Raw genomic sequence first — 16,662 nt, 5'->3', positions numbered from 1 at the left:
GGAAACGCAAAACGCCGCCGCAGGGTGTTGACCCCACGACGGCGTGATGCGTGATGACGGACGGGGCGTTGGCTGCCCCGATAAATTCAGCGTTAGTTACAGGTGTTTTGGGTTTTGCAGTACAGCACGTTCCCCGCAGCACCGACCGCTGCGCCAAACAGCGGGTCGGCATTGAGGACCGCAGCCCCAACCGCGCCTGCGCCGCCACCAAGGATCGCCTGCTCGCCTGTCGTGTCACCGCAGGCCGCAAGGCCGGCGCATGTCGCCAACGCAAGGAAGAATCGTGATTTTTGCATGTTTTCTGCCCTTTTAGGTTTCTCAAAGTCTTTGAGGGCAGATGCCGAATTCCGGTATTGTTATGCAATAACAGAGGTTGCAAACCACAGAATTGCGCAGTTTCTTGCCGTTTTTGGACTGTGTTCGCCAAAAAGAAAACCGCGGACAGAGCTCTGTGGGGAACACAAGCCTGCCCGCGGAAGGAAGGGGTACGGAATAGTAGGTGCTTGTGCGACGCAGGCAAAGTAGAGCCGCACGGCCCCATCACTGTGCACAGCACAATTTGCAGCGCAAACCCATCTTCGTTTCCGTTTGAGATTCCGGCTAAAACTTGCCCACCGGCAGCGCGCCCGCGCAACTTTGCGCCGACACTATTTCGCCCTGCCCCCCCGATTTCCCGGCTCATGCTCGTCACGTTCATGTTACGACATGCGGCCGGATGATGGCCAACACGGCGGTTTACCTCACGCGTTGCTTCCGGAAGTCCACTAAAAAAATCTACAGGGGCCAGGCGCTTATCTTGAGCTTTCAACGAGCTGTGAAAGCACGAGCCATTCTTGACACGGTTACTTGAAAAACTGCGCAGAATTCCTCGCAGATTGGTGATTTTCCTCGGGCTCTTATGCGTGAAACGGTGCCGGTGCACACTCGCATACAAGGAAATATCCCCATGATAATAAAGGGCAAAACTGCTAGCCTGCTTGCTGCCAGCACGCTTTCCGTGACCGGAATGCAGACCTTGGCTCAAGATGCACAAACTCAGGCTGAACTCGATGCGCTTCGCGCAAGAGTCGAGGCTTTGGAATCGTCCAAGCCCGGAGCCGGAACCGGTGATCTGAGGATCGGAAACACCACGCTGGACGTCTATGGCTATGTCAAAGCCGATTTCTTTTACGACTTCGAATATGATCAGGGCGACACAGCGTTTGTGAATGTCATAGGTGAGCCCTCGGCCGAAACCGATGGCACATTTGGCGCCACCGTTCGGCAATCGCGAATCGGACTGCGTACCAACACACCAAGCGGCATTGGCGACATCCAGGGTCAGATCGAAGTGGATGCTTTCGGCTCGGGCGGTACAGCAGAATTCCGCATTCGCCACGCGAATATCCGGATTGGGGAACAATGGCTCATCGGTCAGTACTGGACCAATTTCCAGCCTCTGGACACCTACCCCACAACAGTTGAGTTCAATGGACCGGTCGGCATCCCTTTTGCCCGTGTTCCTCAAGTTCGATACACTAACGGCTTCGGATCGAATACCACCATTGCTGTTTCTGTAGAGGAAAACGTCGGAGGTTCGAACTCGGATGATCCGGTGCTGACTGGTGCGGTCGAGTATAACGACGGCAAATACCTGGCGCGCGCCTCGGTTTTGTACGGCAAAGCCCAATCCGGCGATGTCGAAGTGGATCAAACCGGCTTTACCCTTTCTGGGTCGATCCGTCCCTGGCAAGGTGGCCTGTTCCAAGTCAACTACGTCAATGGTGAAGCGATCGGCCCCTACCTGATCGGTTTGGGTGACGCGATTGTTGGCGGTCAGGCGAACGATGTCGACGGGTATACCATCGAGTTTCGTCAAGATTTGACCCCCAAATGGAACGTGGGCATCTCCTACGGTAAGGAAGATTACGACTTGCCCACCTCGACAGGAAGTTTGTCCTTCACCGAGCTTGAGACCATCCATGTCAATGCGTTCTACAAAGCAACTGACAATCTGACATTGAGCGCCGAATACATCTATGGCGAGCGGAACGATACGATTTCGGGCGACACTTTCGATGGCAACCGTATTCAGTTGGCCGCACAGCTGAACTTCTGACTTGCCCCAAGTGCCCTGCCTGTTCTCGGGCAGGGCTCCACCAATTTGGGTTGGTCGAACTTGATATGCAGCTGCGGTGGACAAATTCAGCGCACCCCGTCGAAGATTTCTGGAAACGATTGACGAGCAACGTCCGGGTCGATCACCAACAGCGCGTCATAGCTGGCGGGATCAAACGGATCTTCGGCGGCGATCACTTCCCGCTCGAACAGCCAACTCAGTCGGCCTGCATCCAGGTTACCACGCTCGAACGGCTGATCACCAAACTGCGCCCATAACGCTTCCATGAATGCGGCATCTGCACGCCTATCTGCAGGCTTGCGATCCCGAAAACGTTCGCGCCTGGTCAAGGGAGTCACTCCCTTGGGATTGGCGCGCCGGATCGTGAACTGAAAGTCAGTTCCGGCCAAGCGGCCGGGGAAGCCACGGTGTTTCAACATTTCGACACCTCGCCGGTTAAGGCATTGAAATTACATGGGTGCAGACGACCCTGCCGGGATGAAAACACGATATGAACCTCCGATTTGTATATGGGCACCCTGTGACCGAGATCGCGTACTCTCATGGTCAAAGTCCTTCCCAGATACATTGGGATTGTTCCAGCCGATAGGCCTCAAAAAACTGAGTCGCGTCAGGCTCGGACGTGCCGAACTCCAGCGGTCGATCTGAGAAAGAAATCACGACACGCGCAGGATCCAGATCGTGCTTCGCCACGTAAGGGACCGCCAGCGTCTGACACAGATGCTCCATGTCGATCACGGCGACATCGTACGTGATGCGGCCCACGGTCGCCCCGATATTGGGAGCAATGAACCTGAAACGAACCCAGAGTTCCCCGGGATTGGTATCAAGCAGAACATTGCTGAGCTCTACTGGCTGACCCGATGGCACGGGTAATAGATTACTCGCCTGAACCGAACTAGTCATTGACATCGCCAATACCAGCGCGCTCCCCAGGAAGCGTCCAGCGCGAGCCAACCCCTCCGAAGTTGCTTGCGCGGCAAACGCGCTTTTATGTCCAATCAAGTCGATCATGAAGCAAATTGGTTTGTTCCATCTAACCCCTAGAGCGGGATATTATCGTGCTTTTTCCATGGGTTCTTCAGCTGCTTTCCGCGCAGACTGGCAAAGGCACGCGATACGCGGCGACGGGTTGAGTGTGGCATGATCACTTCATCGATAAAGCCACGCTCGGCAGCGACAAAGGGATTGGCAAACCGGTCTTCGTAATCCTGCGTGTGTTTCGCGATCTTATCCGCATCTCCAAGATCAGCACGATGGATGATCTCGGTGGCGCCCTTTGCACCCATCACTGCGATCTCGGCCGTGGGCCATGCATAGTTGAAATCCCCGCGCAGATGCTTCGATGCCATCACGTCATAAGCACCGCCATAGGCTTTGCGCGTGATCACGGTGACCTTTGGCACTGTTGCCTCTCCATAAGCAAACAGCAGTTTCGCGCCATGCTTGATCACGCCGCCATATTCCTGTGACGTCCCCGGAAGAAAACCCGGCACGTCGACGAGCGTAAAGATCGGAATTTCAAAGCAATCGCAAAACCGTACAAAACGCGCAGCTTTGCGCGAGCTGTCGATATCAAGACACCCGGCAAGAACCATCGGTTGGTTTGCCACAACGCCTACGGTTTGTCCTTCAAGACGGATAAAACCGGTGATGATGTTCTTGGCGTAATCTTCCTGAATCTCGTAGAAATCGCCCTCGTCCGCGACTTTGGTGATGAGCTCCTTCATGTCGTAGGGCGTGTTAGGATTATCTGGGATCAGAGTGTCCAGCGACGTCTCGATCCGACCCGGCTCATCAAAGAAGGGACGAACCGGAGGCTTTTCGCGATTGTTGAGCGGCAAGAAATCGACCAACCTGCGGACCTCGGCCAGCGCCTCAACATCGTTTTCGAACGCCCCGTCCGCAACCGAGGATTTTTTGGTGTGAGTCGAAGCCCCACCCAGTTCCTCGGCAGTAACGACCTCATTCGTGACAGTCTTTACGACATCCGGACCAGTCACAAACATGTATGAGGTGTCTTTGACCATGAATATAAAGTCGGTCATCGCAGGGCTATAGACCGCACCACCAGCGCATGGCCCCATGATCACACTGATCTGAGGCACCACGCCCGAGGCCATAATGTTGCGTTGGAAAACTTCGGCATACCCCGCCAGCGAGGCAACGCCTTCCTGAATGCGCGCGCCACCCGAGTCATTGATCCCGATCACCGGCGCTCCGTTTTGAACCGCCATATCCATGATCTTGCAAATCTTCTGCGCATGGGTTTCGGACAGCGAGCCACCAAACACGGTAAAGTCCTGACTGAAGACATAGACCATCCGGCCGTTGATCGTGCCCCAACCAGTGACCACGCCATCACCGGCTGGCTTTTGCTTTTCCATTCCGAAATCGGTGCAACGATGGCTGACAAACATGTCAAACTCTTCGAAGCTGCCTTCATCCACCAGCAGCTCGATCCGCTCGCGCGCTGTCAACTTGCCTCGAGCATGCTGTGCGTCAATGCGCCGTTGTCCACCCCCTAAGCGTGCATCGTTGCGGCGGCCCTCGAGTTCGGAAAGGATGTCTTTCATGACGGTAGTCTCCCATGAGATTTTGCGGGACCATAACGATACGAATACCGAGACCAAAGAAGTTTTCGGCAAATTTGCAAACATAAGAAAATCAAGCAGGTGGTAATTGCAAATTTGTAAAGTTATGTGACATCACAAACCCGCTCTTGGCATTCCCCCAAACTAAGTTCTAAGTGTGAACCATGCAGTTCAGTTCAACATCCATCAGCCGGACACCCCCGACCCTTACAACGCTAATATTGTTGTCGGGCCTGTCAGCGCTAAGCATGAACTTGTTCCTACCCAGTCTCCCCTTCATGGCCGTCTACTTTGAGGCAGACTACAAGCTGATGCAGCTATCGATCGCATTGTATCTTTTGGTCAACGCGGTCTTACAGATCATAATCGGCCCCATCGCCGACAAGGCGGGGCGCCGGCCTGTTCTTCTATGGGGCCTCGCATTGTTCCTGCTGGCGACTCTGGGCTGCATCTACGCACCAACGATCGAGGTCTTTCTGGCATTCCGTATGAGTCAGGCCGTGATTGTCGTTGGCATCGTTCTTAGCCGTGCAGCGGTGCGGGACATGTACACTCAGGACAAAGCCGCATCGATGCTTGGGTATGTCACAATGGGCATGGCGGTCGTCCCCATGATCGGACCTGCAGTTGGCGGTCTGCTTGAAGAGGCGTTCGGCTGGAAAGCGAATTTCTGGCTGCCCTTTGCGTTGGGCGCACTGGCCCTGTTGCTCACCTACCGCGATTTTGGTGAAACCGCCGCTGCCAGCGGCAAAACCTTGGTACAACAATTCCGCGAATATCCCGAGCTTTTGGCCTCCCCCCGATTCTGGGGCTACTCGCTTTCTTCTGCGTTTTCGTCTGGGGCGTTCTTCGCATATCTCGGTGGAGCACCTTTCATCGGAACCGAAGTGTTCGGCATGACAGCAGCAGAAGTTGGCATATATTTTGGCGCGCCCGCACTTGGCTACTTCTTCGGAAACTTTATCAGTGGTCGTTATTCCGTACGCTTTGGCGTCAACCGAATGGTCCTCTGGGGTTGCTGGCTGAACGCTATCGGCGTAGCCATTTCCGCTTCCCTATTTTTAGCGGGCATTGGCACCGCGCTCAGTTTCTTTGGCCTGATGACCTTTGTTGGGCTTGGCAACGGCATGTCGATACCCAATGCGACAGCCGGGTCATTGTCTGTCCGGCCTCATCTGGCAGCCACCGCATCAGGCCTCAGCGGAGCGATCATGCTCGGCGGCGGCGCTGCCCTCAGCGCGTGGGCGGGCGCATTGCTGACACGCGAGACAGGTGCAATGCCATTGCTCTGGCTGATGCTGGGGACGTCTATTCTGGCGATTTGCGCTATCAGCAGCGTAATCTGGCGCGAGAAGCAATTGGGGCTTTAGAGGGCTTGCGCCAATAGGTTTGCAAAGTTAACTTGAGCAATCAGTTAAGTTGCAAAGAACCAACATGGCTACTCAAAAACTCTATGCGGGTGCAAAACTGCGTGAGATGCGGACCCGGTTATCTCTGACCCAAAAGGAGTTTGCAACAAAACTAGGCGTTTCTCTGCCATATTTAAACCAGATGGAGAACAACAACCGTCCGATTTCAACGACAGTTGTATTGGCGCTGGCGCAAGAGTTCGGCATGGACGTGACCGAGCTTAGCACGGGCGATAGTGAGCGCCTGGTCTCGGACATGCGCGAGGCGCTTGCCGATCCGGTTTTTGCTGACACCATGCCCCCATTGGCTGACCTGCGGCTGACCGCATCGAATGCCCCTGCGCTGGCCCGCGCATTTATTGAATTGCATCGAAGCTATCGCCAAACTCATGAACGTCTGGCTTCTTTGGACGAAGCATTAGGTCGGGAAGACGCCCGCATTCAAGCCAGCCCTTGGGAAGAAGTGCGTGATTTCTTTCACTATTGCGACAATTACATTGACGCCGTTGACCGGGCAGCCGAACGGTTCGCCAGTCGCGCTGATGAATTCGGTGGCATTCGTCAGGCAGCGATCAACAGCCTGACCGAACGAGGAATCCACGTCACCTTCACCGATACCGAGACCCTACGTAGCTACAACGCGGATGATAAGACACTGCGCCTTTCTTCACGCGCAGCTCCGCAGACACAAGTCTTCCAGCTTTTGCTGCAGGTCGCGCTGATCAGTCAGGACAAACTGCTTGAGGCGACGCTCGACTTCGCGCGCTTCCAAAGTGAAGAGGCCCGTGCGATTGCCAAGATTGGCCTCGCAAACTACTTCGCCGGGGCGTCCCTGATGCCATATGGTCTGTTCTTAAGTGCTGCGCAGGACTATCGTCACGATCTGGAATTGCTCAGCAATCGGTTCGGGGCATCCATCGAACAGGTCGCGCACCGTCTTTCCACTTTGCAGCGACCGGGGGCCAAAGGCATTCCGTTCTTCTTTGTCCGGGTCGATCAGGCAGGAACGATCACAAAACGCCATTCGGCCACTCGGCTTCAGTTCGCACGATTCGGCGGGGCCTGCCCCTTGTGGAACGTTCACCGTGCCTTTGAAACTCCGGGCCACTTTCTGCAGCAGCTGGCAGAAACACCAGACGGTGTACGATATATCTCACTGGCGCGCGATGTATCGAAATCCGGCGGCTCCTTCGGCGCGCCTGTTCGTCGCTATGCCATCGCATTGGGGTGTGAAGTACGCCATGCTGAAGCATTGGTTTACGCCGACAATCTCGATATTAACAATGCCGGTGCCTACGAACCGATCGGCATCTCCTGTCGCATATGCGAACGCCAGACCTGTCATCAGCGTTCAGTACCGCCACTCGAACGCCGCCTGACCATCAACTCCGATATCCGCAGTATCCTTCCATACGAAGTCACCTGATCTTCATCTGGCCTGAAATACTCAGGAGGAGTCGCGGCTTGCCGCGACGGGGGCAAAGCCCCCGCCTGTTCGTCAGCTTTTCGACAGAATCGCCCAGATTTGATCCTTGAGCACAGCTCGTTTCTTGCGCAACTCAACCTCGGCCAACTCTTCCATTGGCTCAACATTGGTTTCAGCTCGATGCACTACGCGATTGACCTCATGATATTCATCCGCAAGCCTCGCAAAATGGGCGTCCGTTTGCTTGAGCTGGCTTATGGTGTCGATCTTATCGGGAAACTCTTCAGCCAGTTCATGCGGGGTGTGCGACATCCTGTAAACTCCTCAATGTTGCGTTACAACGGAGAGATAAACATGGTTGTCTCACACCGCTTTGACGCCAATCAAATTCCTTGAGAATTCTTTGCGTAATACTTCAATTGGTGGAACCGGATCAACGTTGCGCCGTGGCCCATCTCGGGCTGATCCAAGGCGCGTCATTTGCTTTGGCCAATGGCTCCTTGTCCAGCAGGTGATCCGACATTTTTTCCCCTACCATAATCGAAGGCGCATTCAGGTTTCCGTTGGTAATCTGAGGGAAAATCGAACTATCCGCGACGCGCAGCCCGTCCACCCCAATCACACGACCATGCGGGTCAACAACTGCAGTCTTGTCATCCGCGCGCCCCATTCGGCAGGTTCCACAGGGATGATAGGCGCTTTCCGCGTGCTCCGCGATAAACGCGTCAAGCTGCTCATCCGTCTGTACGTCTTTGCCCGGTTGAATCTCCTTGCCGGCAAACGGCTTGAAAGCATCCTGCCCGAAGATTTCGCGCGTCAGACGTATGCAGGACCGAAAATCCTCCCAGTCCTTATCATGGCTCATGTAGTTGAAACGGATCACTGGGGCATCCTCAACCCGTGCCGAGCGCAGTGTGACAGCCCCCCGAGACGGCGAACGCATTGGTCCCACATGCGCTTGGAAACCGTGCCCCTCAGCCGCTGCCTGACCGTCATAACGCACCGCGATAGGGAGGAAATGGTACTGAATGTCGGGATATTCGACACCAGGTTTCGAGCGAATGAACGCCGCACTCTCGAACTGGTTCGACGCGCCTAGGCCGGTTTTTGTGAACAGCCACTGCGCCCCGATCAAGCCTTTGCTGATCAGGTTCCAATGTTTGTAGAGCGTGATCGGCTGCAGCGAGGCTTGCTGGATGTATAGCTCAAGATGGTCCTGCAAATTGGCGCCGACACCAGGTCGATCCGCGACCACTTCGATTCCATGTTCGGTCAAATGCGCCGCCGAACCGATCCCCGACAGCATCAGCAACTTGGGAGAATTGATAGATGACGCGGCCAATATGACCTCACGCCTTGCCGTAATAATTTCTTTCTTGCCGCCACGGATCAATTCGACGCCGGTGGCGCGGCCGTCATTGATGACCACGCGGGCGGCGAGACCCCGAACAATGTCACAATTTTCGCGTTTCAAAGCAGGCTTCAGATACGCATTTGCCGCCGACCAACGCCGTCCTTTCCAGACGGTCTGCTCCATCGGCCCAAAGCCTTCTTGTTTTTCACCGTTGTAATCTCCGGTGACCTCATATCCCGCCTGCTGCCCCGCATCGACAAAGGCTTTGAACAGCGGGTTTTCGCGGGGTCCGCGCGACACATGCAATGGCCCGTCAGTCCCGCGCCATGCGTGATCGCCACCATGACCACCATCATGCCAGGTTTCCATGCGTTTGTAGTACGGCAGCACATCCGCATAGGACCAACCATCCGCACCCATATCCGCCCAGGTGTCGAAATCCCGTGCGTGGCCACGCACATAGACCATTCCATTGATCGACGAAGACCCGCCAATCACCTTGCCGCGCGGGCAAACAAGGCGGCGATTGTTCAAATGAGGCTCGGGCTCGGATTTATAGCCCCAGTCATAGCGCGACATGTTCATCGGATAGCTGAGAGCGGCTGGCATCTGGATGAATGGGCCCGCATCGGTGCCGCCATGTTCGATCACCAGAACCGAGGCACCGGCCTCACTTAGTCGATACGCCATCGCACAACCGGCGGACCCAGCGCCAACGATGACAAAATCTGCTTCCATATTCGTGTCTCCATTTCCACGCAGGCTAAGATTTTTCGGCGAAAAATCTTATCGCCTCTGGCGGAAGTATTTTGAAAAAGTGAACGTTATTCGCCCCGCGGGAAGCGTTGGCTTTCTTCAACGTCGTTTAGATCCATGTGATTGCGCATGTAGCGTTCGGATGCTTTCTGCAGCGGCTGGTAATCCCACGGGTAATAACCGCCTTGCCGCAGCGCTTCGTAAACTACCCACCGACGGGCCTGACTGGCCCTTACATCGGAATCAAATCGCTCAAGGTCCCAACGCGCCTCGGATTTGGCGCGTAAGGACTGCAGGGTGCCCGCGTGTTCGGGTTGGCTCGCCAGGTTTTTCAGCTCGTGAGGGTCCTCTTCAAGATCAAAAAGCTGGTCCGGGTCCAATGTGCAGCGATTGTACTTCCACTTTCCATACCGAAGCGAAACCAAAGGCGCGTAGGAGGCTTCTGCCGCGTATTCCATCGCGACAGGAGCTGTTCGTTCATTCCCCTTCGCCAAAGGCACAAGGTCTTCGCCATCTGTCCATGGAGCAATTTCAGCCATGTCAACTCCGGCAAGCGCCCCAAGTGTTGGCGTGACATCGATCGTTGATACCGGTGTATCGATCCGGCCAGTGGGAAGATCGGGCGACGAGATCATCAAGGGCACTCGCGAGGACCCCTCGAAGAAAGTCATCTTGAACCACAATCCACGCTCGCCCAACATGTCGCCATGGTCTGAGACAAAGAGGATGATGGCCTCTTGCCGCGTGGATTCCAGCACTTCCAATATCTCGCCGATCTTGTCGTCCAGATAAGAGATGTTGGCGAAATAAGCGCGGCGGGATTTGCGGATATCCTCGGTCTTTATGTCAAAACTGCGCCAATCATTTGCATCAAAAATACGCTTGGAATGCGGGTCCTGATTGTCATAGCCCAAATCCGAGATCTGTGGCTCAAGATGCTCACAATCCTCATACAGATCCCAATATTTACGACGCGCCACGTACGGATCGTGTGGATGCGTGAAGCTGACGGTTACACACCAAGGGCGTTCATCTTTGCCACGCGCCAGATCATACAATTTGGCTTTGGCGTTATAGGCAACCTCGTCGTCATATTCCATCTGGTTGGATATTTCGGCAACGCCTGCCCCGGTGACTGATCCCATATTGTGATACCACCAGTCGATACGCTCACCGGGTTTACGATAATCCGGCGTCCAGCCAAAATCGGCTGGGTAAATGTCGGTGGTTAGGCGATCCTCGAACCCGTGCAACTGGTCTGGACCAACAAAGTGCATCTTACCTGATAGACAAGTGTAATACCCAGCGCGGCGAAGATGGTGCGCATAGGTTGGAATATCGCTGCGGAATTCAGCCGCATTATCATAGACGCCTGTCCGCGAGGGTAACTGGCCAGACATAAAGCTGGCCCGCCCCGGCGCGCACAGTGGCGACGCTGTGTATGTATTCGCGAAACGCGTTGATTTTGCCGCCAGTTTTTTCAGGTTTGGCGCATGCAACCATTCCGCGGGACCGTCGGGAAAGAGGGTCCCGTTGAGCTGATCCACCATTAGGATCAGAATATTCGGTTTTGTCATTTTTCGGCCTCTAGGAAAACTTTCATAACCCGCAGCGCATGGTTCACGGCCAACTGCGGCTCTTGCGGCGCGTTCAAAGCAGCGTGGATGTACAACCCATCGATCAGAGCGATCATATCTTCGGCGGCTTCGGTCGGATCGCGCAGTAGCGGGCGTAGCGCATGGATGAGATTCGAGCGGATCCGGGCCTGATAGATTTGCCAAAGTCTAAGCGCATCATCGTTGGTTTGCGCCAGAACATAAAAGGTCATCCATGCTGCAATCACGTCCGGCGTGAAACAGGATGGTGCAAAACAGGCGCGGATGATGGCCTGCGCGCGTTCTTCAGGCTTGGCTGTACCAAGTTGAGTGCGCGCTTCTGCCCCGAAATCCGACAGTATACGACGCATAGCAGCAAGGAATATCTGCTCTTTCCCACCGAAATAATGATGGGCCAATGCGCTGGACATTCCCGCACGCTTGGCAATCTGGCTGACGGTCACATCGAGGGATTTTTGTACGCCAAGTTCGGCAATCGTCGCCTTTACGATCGCATCCCGCCGGATCGGCTCCATTCCGAGTTTTGGCATCTTCGCCTCTCTACCCTGCTTGAGTGTAAGAGAAGCTAAGCGCTTTATATTGACTCGTCAATCAATAACGACTCTGAGCGGGTGTTTCTGAACCCTGGAGCGGGGTCGGCGGCGTAGCTTTGCCCTTACTAAGTATCGCCTCGCGCCACGTGATGAAACTGACGGCTGCCAGGATCAGAGAGCCTCCGACAACAACCCATATGTCGACACTCTCATGGAAAACCAATGTGCCAAGCAACGTCGCCCAAATCAACTGCAGGAATGTCACGGGCTGTGTCACGGCTACCGGAGCAGCTTGCAACGCGAGCGTCATGAAATAGTGCCCAGCCGTGGCAAAGCTGGCAACGACAAGCAGAATGCCCAAATCACGCATGGAAGGTGGCTGCCACACGGCGATAGCAAAAGGGATCAAGGCAATCGTGACCCAGATAGAAAGATGCGCAACTACTGCCGATGGCCGAATATCATGCACCATAACTTTAGCCAGCAGATAAGAACCTCCAAGTGCCAAGGCCGTACCCAACATCGCCAGATGTCCCGGCGATACCTCGCGAAATCCAGGTCTCAGTACGATTACAACCCCAACAATCGCAACACCGATTGCTGCGATTCGACGAACAGCGAGCCGCTCTCCCAGGAAAAGCGCGGCACCCAGAGTAACATAGATCGGCGTCATGTAATTCATTGCCGTTACTTCGGCCAGCGGAATGCGGGTCATGGCATAGAACCAGAGCATGACGGCTATGGCATGAACCACCCCTCGCAATCCAAACAGGGTCAAGTTACGAGTGGACAGCGGCGTTCCAATCAGCGCACGCCATGCGGGAATAAGAAAAACCAGCCCAAAAACATACCGCAAAAATGCGGCCTGAATTGGATCCATACTAGTCCCGAGCACTTTCACCAGAGCATTCATGCCCACAAAAGACAGACCTGCCGAAAGCATCCAGAACATGCCGACAAGCGGGCGCTGCTGATCGTTTGGTGAAGTCATACCGACGGTTGAACACCGTTTTCTATTCGGGAACAACCCTTCACATGATAACAAGTTTCATCGCAATACCCAGCATCACGATGCCGATCAGTACGTCGAGTATTTGCCATGCACGCGGGCGCGCAAAGATCGGTGAGAGAATGCGCGCACCATATCCCAGTGAGAAGAAGAATACGAAGCTAGAGGATACTGCACCAATAGCAAACCCCATTCGGTCATCGTATTGGGCAGAAATCGATCCGATCAACACCACCGTATCCAGATACACATGAGGGTTAAGCCATGTGAAGGCCAATACGGTCAGCATAGCCGCGCGCAAACTGGTACGCTGCCCTGCATCGGTGTCCAACATTGCGCCACCCCGCCAGGCGGACTGGAAACTGCGCAAAGCATACCATGTCAGAAAGATCGCGCCTCCATAGCGCATTACCGTTTCAAACCACGGTGCGGCCTGCGCCAGCGTGCCAAATCCGGCTACACCAGCCGCAATTAGAATTGCATCCGAAACCGCGCAGGTCAGGCAGAGAGGAAAGACATGCTCGCGTCGTAGCCCCTGACGCAGAACAAAAGCGTTCTGAGCGCCAATCGCCAAGATAAGGCTGAAGCTAAGGGCAAATCCTGCGATCATTGATGGGAACATGCGACCTCCTGTTGTTGGCCGTTGACTATAGCCATCCCGAGGCCCTATCAAATTAATGTTTGTAACCTGAATTAAGAAAATCTAATGCTCCTGGACCCGCATCATCTTTCAGCGCTGTCTGCAATATTGCGCCATGGAAGCTTTGATGCGGCAGCAGCTGAATTGTCTGTGACCCCCTCCGCAATCTCTCAACGCATCAAGGCTTTGGAAGATCGTGTTGGAGCCGCTCTGATACATCGCGGTTCCCCTTGCATCGGAACACCTGCTGGCTTGCGGATTGCGCGTCATGCCGAAGATATTGGCCTGCTTGAAGCAAAGCTCGCACGAGAGCTGACCTTGGATGAGCGCGAAGGCCCTACCCGCGTGCGGATTGCACTTCCTGCCGACATTCTGGCGACATGGTTTATCGACGCGATCGCGCAGGCTGGCGATTTATTGTTCGATCTGGTGATTGACGATCAGGATCACTCGGCCGAATGGCTGAGGCGCGGCGAGGTCAGCGCGGCGATTACCGTCGGTGGACAAGCCGTCACTGGATGCGATTCATTTGCGCTGGGCGCGTTGCGCTATCTGCCAACCGCCAGCCCCGCGTTCATGGACCGCTGGTTCAGCGATGGCGTATCGGCTGAATCGTTGTCGCTGGCGCCTTGTCTGACTTTCAATCGCAAAGACAATTTGCAGAAAACCTGGATCACTAAACAGATAGGACGTCGGCTTGCGCCACCGACGCAATTTATGCCTTCTACAAACGGCTTTGTTGAGGCAGCGATTGCAGGCTTGGGCTGGGGGATGAACCCTGAAAGCCTTGCACGCCCTGCAATTGTAAAAGGTCAACTCCGCGAGGTTATTCCCGACACGCCATTGGATGTGGAACTGACCTGGCAGATCGGGCGGGTGCTTGCCCCTGCCCTTGCACCGTTGACCAAGGCAGTTCGTCGTGTTGCAGCCCAGGCGCTCATCATAACAGGCTAACCTTATGCCTGCGTATCCGCCTTCTGTTGCGGCTGCGCAATTCGGTAACAGGAAAACGCTGCCCAAATACTGACAAGCACGATGAACACAATAGCTGATGCAACCTCGTGCATATGGGCAACTGCGGCCAACGCAGCCGATAATGCAACGGCCGTTAACCGACACATAGACTTGATGGCTGCAGCGCCCTGAATACGTTGTTCTTTGGGGGCAATGTCCAGAAAATAGAGCTTCCGCGCGCTTGATATTCCGGTTGTTGCGACCGAGACGACAAACAATGCAATCGCGTGCAGATGAACTTCGTGGTCAATGTGGGCATAGTGGAAGGCCAGCAGAACGATCCCGGTTGCTGCGACCATCAGGTTGCCCGAGACCATCACCGCGCGGTGAGACTTCATGTTCACCAACTGCCACAACGGCGCCGAAACCAGATACCCGGATGCGGACGAAATGATCATGGCCGTCAGCCCCTTTGCAGAAGTATGGTGTGCCTCTGCAGCGATAAGCGCAAAGAACGGGACCGACAGCGATACAACAACCAAAGGAAGCCGCATCGCCATATAACGACGGAACCAAGGGTATTCGAACATTTCAACGATGCCGGAAATAATACTCCGCAGCGATTGACGGCCGGAAATCTTGATGTTTCCATCTTCAGGTTTTTCGGGGGCACTCTCTGCCATTCCGAGAATGCACAGCGCAGAAAACAGGAAGAACGAAACCGATGCTGCGATTACAGCGGAATGTCGCGAAAATGGCGGATATTCTTTTGTGATCTCGTGGATCAATAACACCAATCCGATCGCGCAAAGACCACCGGCACCCAATTGGAGATATCGGATAATCATGCGAGATTTCGATTTCAGATGATCACCGAACAGATCGGACAACATCAGGGATTGGCTCTCTTCAATCAATCCGATCAGGAAAAACGCCGCAACAAAGGCGATAGCGGTCAGTGTAACGCTGCCGGTTGCCGCGATGGCCAAGGCCATCAAAAGGCAGCCGCCCAATCCTATTTCGGTCAGGGCGATACCGCGTTTCTTGCGAACCTGCGCCGCGATAGGACGCGCCAGAACGAGGTCAGAGATCATACTGCCCGACATGCGAATAGAAACCAATGCCGCCGCAAGGAACATCGGCAGCTCTAACGAGATCGCAAGAAAGGGCAAAACAACAGAGGGGCTGCCCAGAGTCCACGCAACCTGTGATAGGATGCTCTGGCCAGCTATGACCGGCACATTTCTTCGGGCAGGATCGGTCGTGTTCGTCGCCATTTCTTGGTCTGCGTAGTGCGCCTATGGTTACTTATTCAGATTTTTCAGCCTCATTGATCTGATCATAAATGCAAGGACCTTAGGGACCAAAATTTCTGTTAGGCGTAGCCCTGCAACAGAAAAACCCGGCCAAAGGCCGGGTTCTAATTAACCAACGATTGCCCGACGCATCAGAGTTGGGCCATGACCTCGTCTGTCGCCTCAAAATTGGTCGTAACCCGCTGGACGTCGTCATCGTCTTCCAATGCATCCACCAATTTCATCAGCTTCTGCATATCTTCCAGACCCAATTCGGTCGTGGTTGTGGGTTTCCAGACCAGCTTGGTGGATTCGGATTCACCCAGCGCGGTCTCCAGCGCATTCGATACATCGTTCAGATCCGTATCAGCGCACCAGATGATGTGACCGTCTTCCGAGCTTTCGACATCCTCAGCCCCGGCCTCGATCGCGGCTTCAAAGATCGTATCCGCATCGCCAGCATCCGCCTGATAGACAACTTCACCCTTTCGGTCGAACATGAACCCAACCGAGCCGGTTTCACCTAGATTGCCGCCATTCTTCGAAAACGTCGAACGCACGGTCGATGCGGTGCGGTTGCGATTGTCCGTCATCGTCTCGACGATCACGGCCACACCGTTTGGGCCATAGCCCTCGTACCGGATTTCTTCGTATTCATCCCCTTCGCCCGCAACGGATTTCTTGATGGCCCGGTCGATCACGTCCTTGGGAACCGAGTTCGACTTGGCCTCTTTTACCGCCAGACGCAGACGCGGGTTCTTGTCGGGATCGGGGTCGCCCATCTTGGCGGCGACGGTGATCTCTTTCGAAAGTTTGGAAAACAGTTTGGACCGCGCGGCGTCCTGACGTCCCTTGCGGTGCTGGATATTGGCCCATTTGGAATGGCCTGCCATGGTGCGTCCTCGTCATTCGTGATTGCGTGTTCGGCGCTCATATAGACGTTTGCGGGGGGCAGGA

The 16,662-nt window shown here is 54.8% G+C and carries 16 protein-coding genes; 4 read left to right on the top strand and 12 right to left on the bottom strand.

What is annotated here, in order from left to right; all coding sequences use genetic code 11:
* Positions 1-92: 92 nt before the first annotated feature.
* Positions 93-296 carry a hypothetical protein gene (locus ACR0KN_RS10660; protein ID WP_170472510.1) on the bottom strand — a complete coding sequence of 68 codons (204 nt, stop codon included), beginning with the start codon at positions 294-296 and terminating at the stop codon, positions 93-95.
* Positions 297-946: 650 nt separating this feature from the next.
* Here ACR0KN_RS10660 and ACR0KN_RS10655 point away from each other — a divergent pair.
* On the top strand, positions 947-2,098 hold the full coding sequence (locus ACR0KN_RS10655) for a DcaP family trimeric outer membrane transporter (RefSeq protein WP_480653384.1): 1,152 nt from the start codon (positions 947-949) through the stop codon (positions 2,096-2,098).
* 86 nt (positions 2,099-2,184) lie between these two features.
* Here the strand turns inward: ACR0KN_RS10655 and ACR0KN_RS10650 are convergent, their stop codons facing one another.
* The 3 genes from ACR0KN_RS10650 to ACR0KN_RS10640 form a co-directional block, all read right to left on the bottom strand.
* Entirely contained in the window at positions 2,185-2,538 is a 354-nt protein-coding gene (locus ACR0KN_RS10650) for a hypothetical protein (protein ID WP_170472514.1), read from the bottom strand.
* A 127-nt stretch (positions 2,539-2,665) separates the two neighbouring features.
* Positions 2,666-3,133: a DUF6497 family protein gene (locus ACR0KN_RS10645; RefSeq protein WP_480653382.1), complete on the bottom strand. Its 468-nt coding sequence runs from the start codon at positions 3,131-3,133 to the stop codon at positions 2,666-2,668.
* 29 nt (positions 3,134-3,162) lie between these two features.
* Positions 3,163-4,695, bottom strand: a complete 1,533-nt coding sequence (locus ACR0KN_RS10640; protein ID WP_480653380.1) for an acyl-CoA carboxylase subunit beta — start codon at positions 4,693-4,695, stop codon at positions 3,163-3,165.
* Positions 4,696-4,877: 182 nt separating this feature from the next.
* Between ACR0KN_RS10640 and ACR0KN_RS10635 the strand changes: the two genes are divergently transcribed.
* Together ACR0KN_RS10635 and ACR0KN_RS10630 are read left to right on the top strand one after the other, a co-directional pair.
* Positions 4,878-6,083, top strand: a complete 1,206-nt coding sequence (locus ACR0KN_RS10635) for a multidrug effflux MFS transporter (RefSeq protein WP_170472518.1) — start codon at positions 4,878-4,880, stop codon at positions 6,081-6,083.
* 64 nt (positions 6,084-6,147) lie between these two features.
* Complete coding sequence (locus ACR0KN_RS10630) at positions 6,148-7,548, top strand: helix-turn-helix transcriptional regulator (protein ID WP_170540926.1); 1,401 nt, start codon at positions 6,148-6,150, stop codon at positions 7,546-7,548.
* Positions 7,549-7,620: 72 nt separating this feature from the next.
* Here the strand turns inward: ACR0KN_RS10630 and ACR0KN_RS10625 are convergent, their stop codons facing one another.
* From ACR0KN_RS10625 to ACR0KN_RS10600, 6 genes are all read right to left on the bottom strand, one after another.
* Complete coding sequence (locus ACR0KN_RS10625; RefSeq protein ID WP_010441930.1) at positions 7,621-7,860, bottom strand: HP1242/YdcH family protein; 240 nt, start codon at positions 7,858-7,860, stop codon at positions 7,621-7,623.
* Positions 7,861-7,981: 121 nt separating this feature from the next.
* Entirely contained in the window at positions 7,982-9,640 is a 1,659-nt protein-coding gene (betA, locus tag ACR0KN_RS10620) for a choline dehydrogenase (protein ID WP_480653377.1), read from the bottom strand.
* Between the two features lie 86 nt (positions 9,641-9,726).
* Entirely contained in the window at positions 9,727-11,235 is a 1,509-nt protein-coding gene (gene betC, locus ACR0KN_RS10615; RefSeq protein ID WP_480653375.1) for a choline-sulfatase, read from the bottom strand.
* Positions 11,232-11,804, bottom strand: coding sequence for a choline-binding transcriptional repressor BetI (gene betI, locus ACR0KN_RS10610; RefSeq protein WP_260022726.1), 573 nt, complete (start codon positions 11,802-11,804; stop codon positions 11,232-11,234). Before betI ends, betC begins: the two co-directional genes overlap by 4 nt.
* Positions 11,805-11,865: 61 nt before the next feature.
* Positions 11,866-12,798, bottom strand: a complete 933-nt coding sequence (locus ACR0KN_RS10605) for a DMT family transporter (RefSeq protein WP_170540935.1) — start codon at positions 12,796-12,798, stop codon at positions 11,866-11,868.
* A gap of 40 nt (positions 12,799-12,838) precedes the next feature.
* Positions 12,839-13,438 (bottom strand): LysE/ArgO family amino acid transporter, encoded by a 600-nt coding sequence (locus ACR0KN_RS10600; RefSeq protein WP_170472528.1) that lies wholly within the window; start codon positions 13,436-13,438, stop codon positions 12,839-12,841.
* Positions 13,439-13,522: 84 nt separating this feature from the next.
* On the opposite strand from ACR0KN_RS10600, the gene ACR0KN_RS10595 reads away from it, so the two are divergent.
* Positions 13,523-14,410, top strand: a complete 888-nt coding sequence (locus ACR0KN_RS10595) for a LysR family transcriptional regulator ArgP (protein ID WP_480653373.1) — start codon at positions 13,523-13,525, stop codon at positions 14,408-14,410.
* 2 nt (positions 14,411-14,412) lie between these two features.
* Here the strand turns inward: ACR0KN_RS10595 and ACR0KN_RS10590 are convergent, their stop codons facing one another.
* On the bottom strand, positions 14,413-15,687 hold the full coding sequence (locus tag ACR0KN_RS10590; RefSeq protein WP_170472532.1) for a permease: 1,275 nt from the start codon (positions 15,685-15,687) through the stop codon (positions 14,413-14,415).
* Positions 15,688-15,857: 170 nt separating this feature from the next.
* On the bottom strand, positions 15,858-16,598 hold the full coding sequence (locus tag ACR0KN_RS10585) for a YebC/PmpR family DNA-binding transcriptional regulator (protein ID WP_010441922.1): 741 nt from the start codon (positions 16,596-16,598) through the stop codon (positions 15,858-15,860).
* Positions 16,599-16,662: the final 64 nt, after the last annotated feature.

This window comes from Ruegeria sp. AP7, from assembly GCF_056539905.1.
This window is presented reverse-complemented; position numbering and strand designations above follow the sequence as displayed.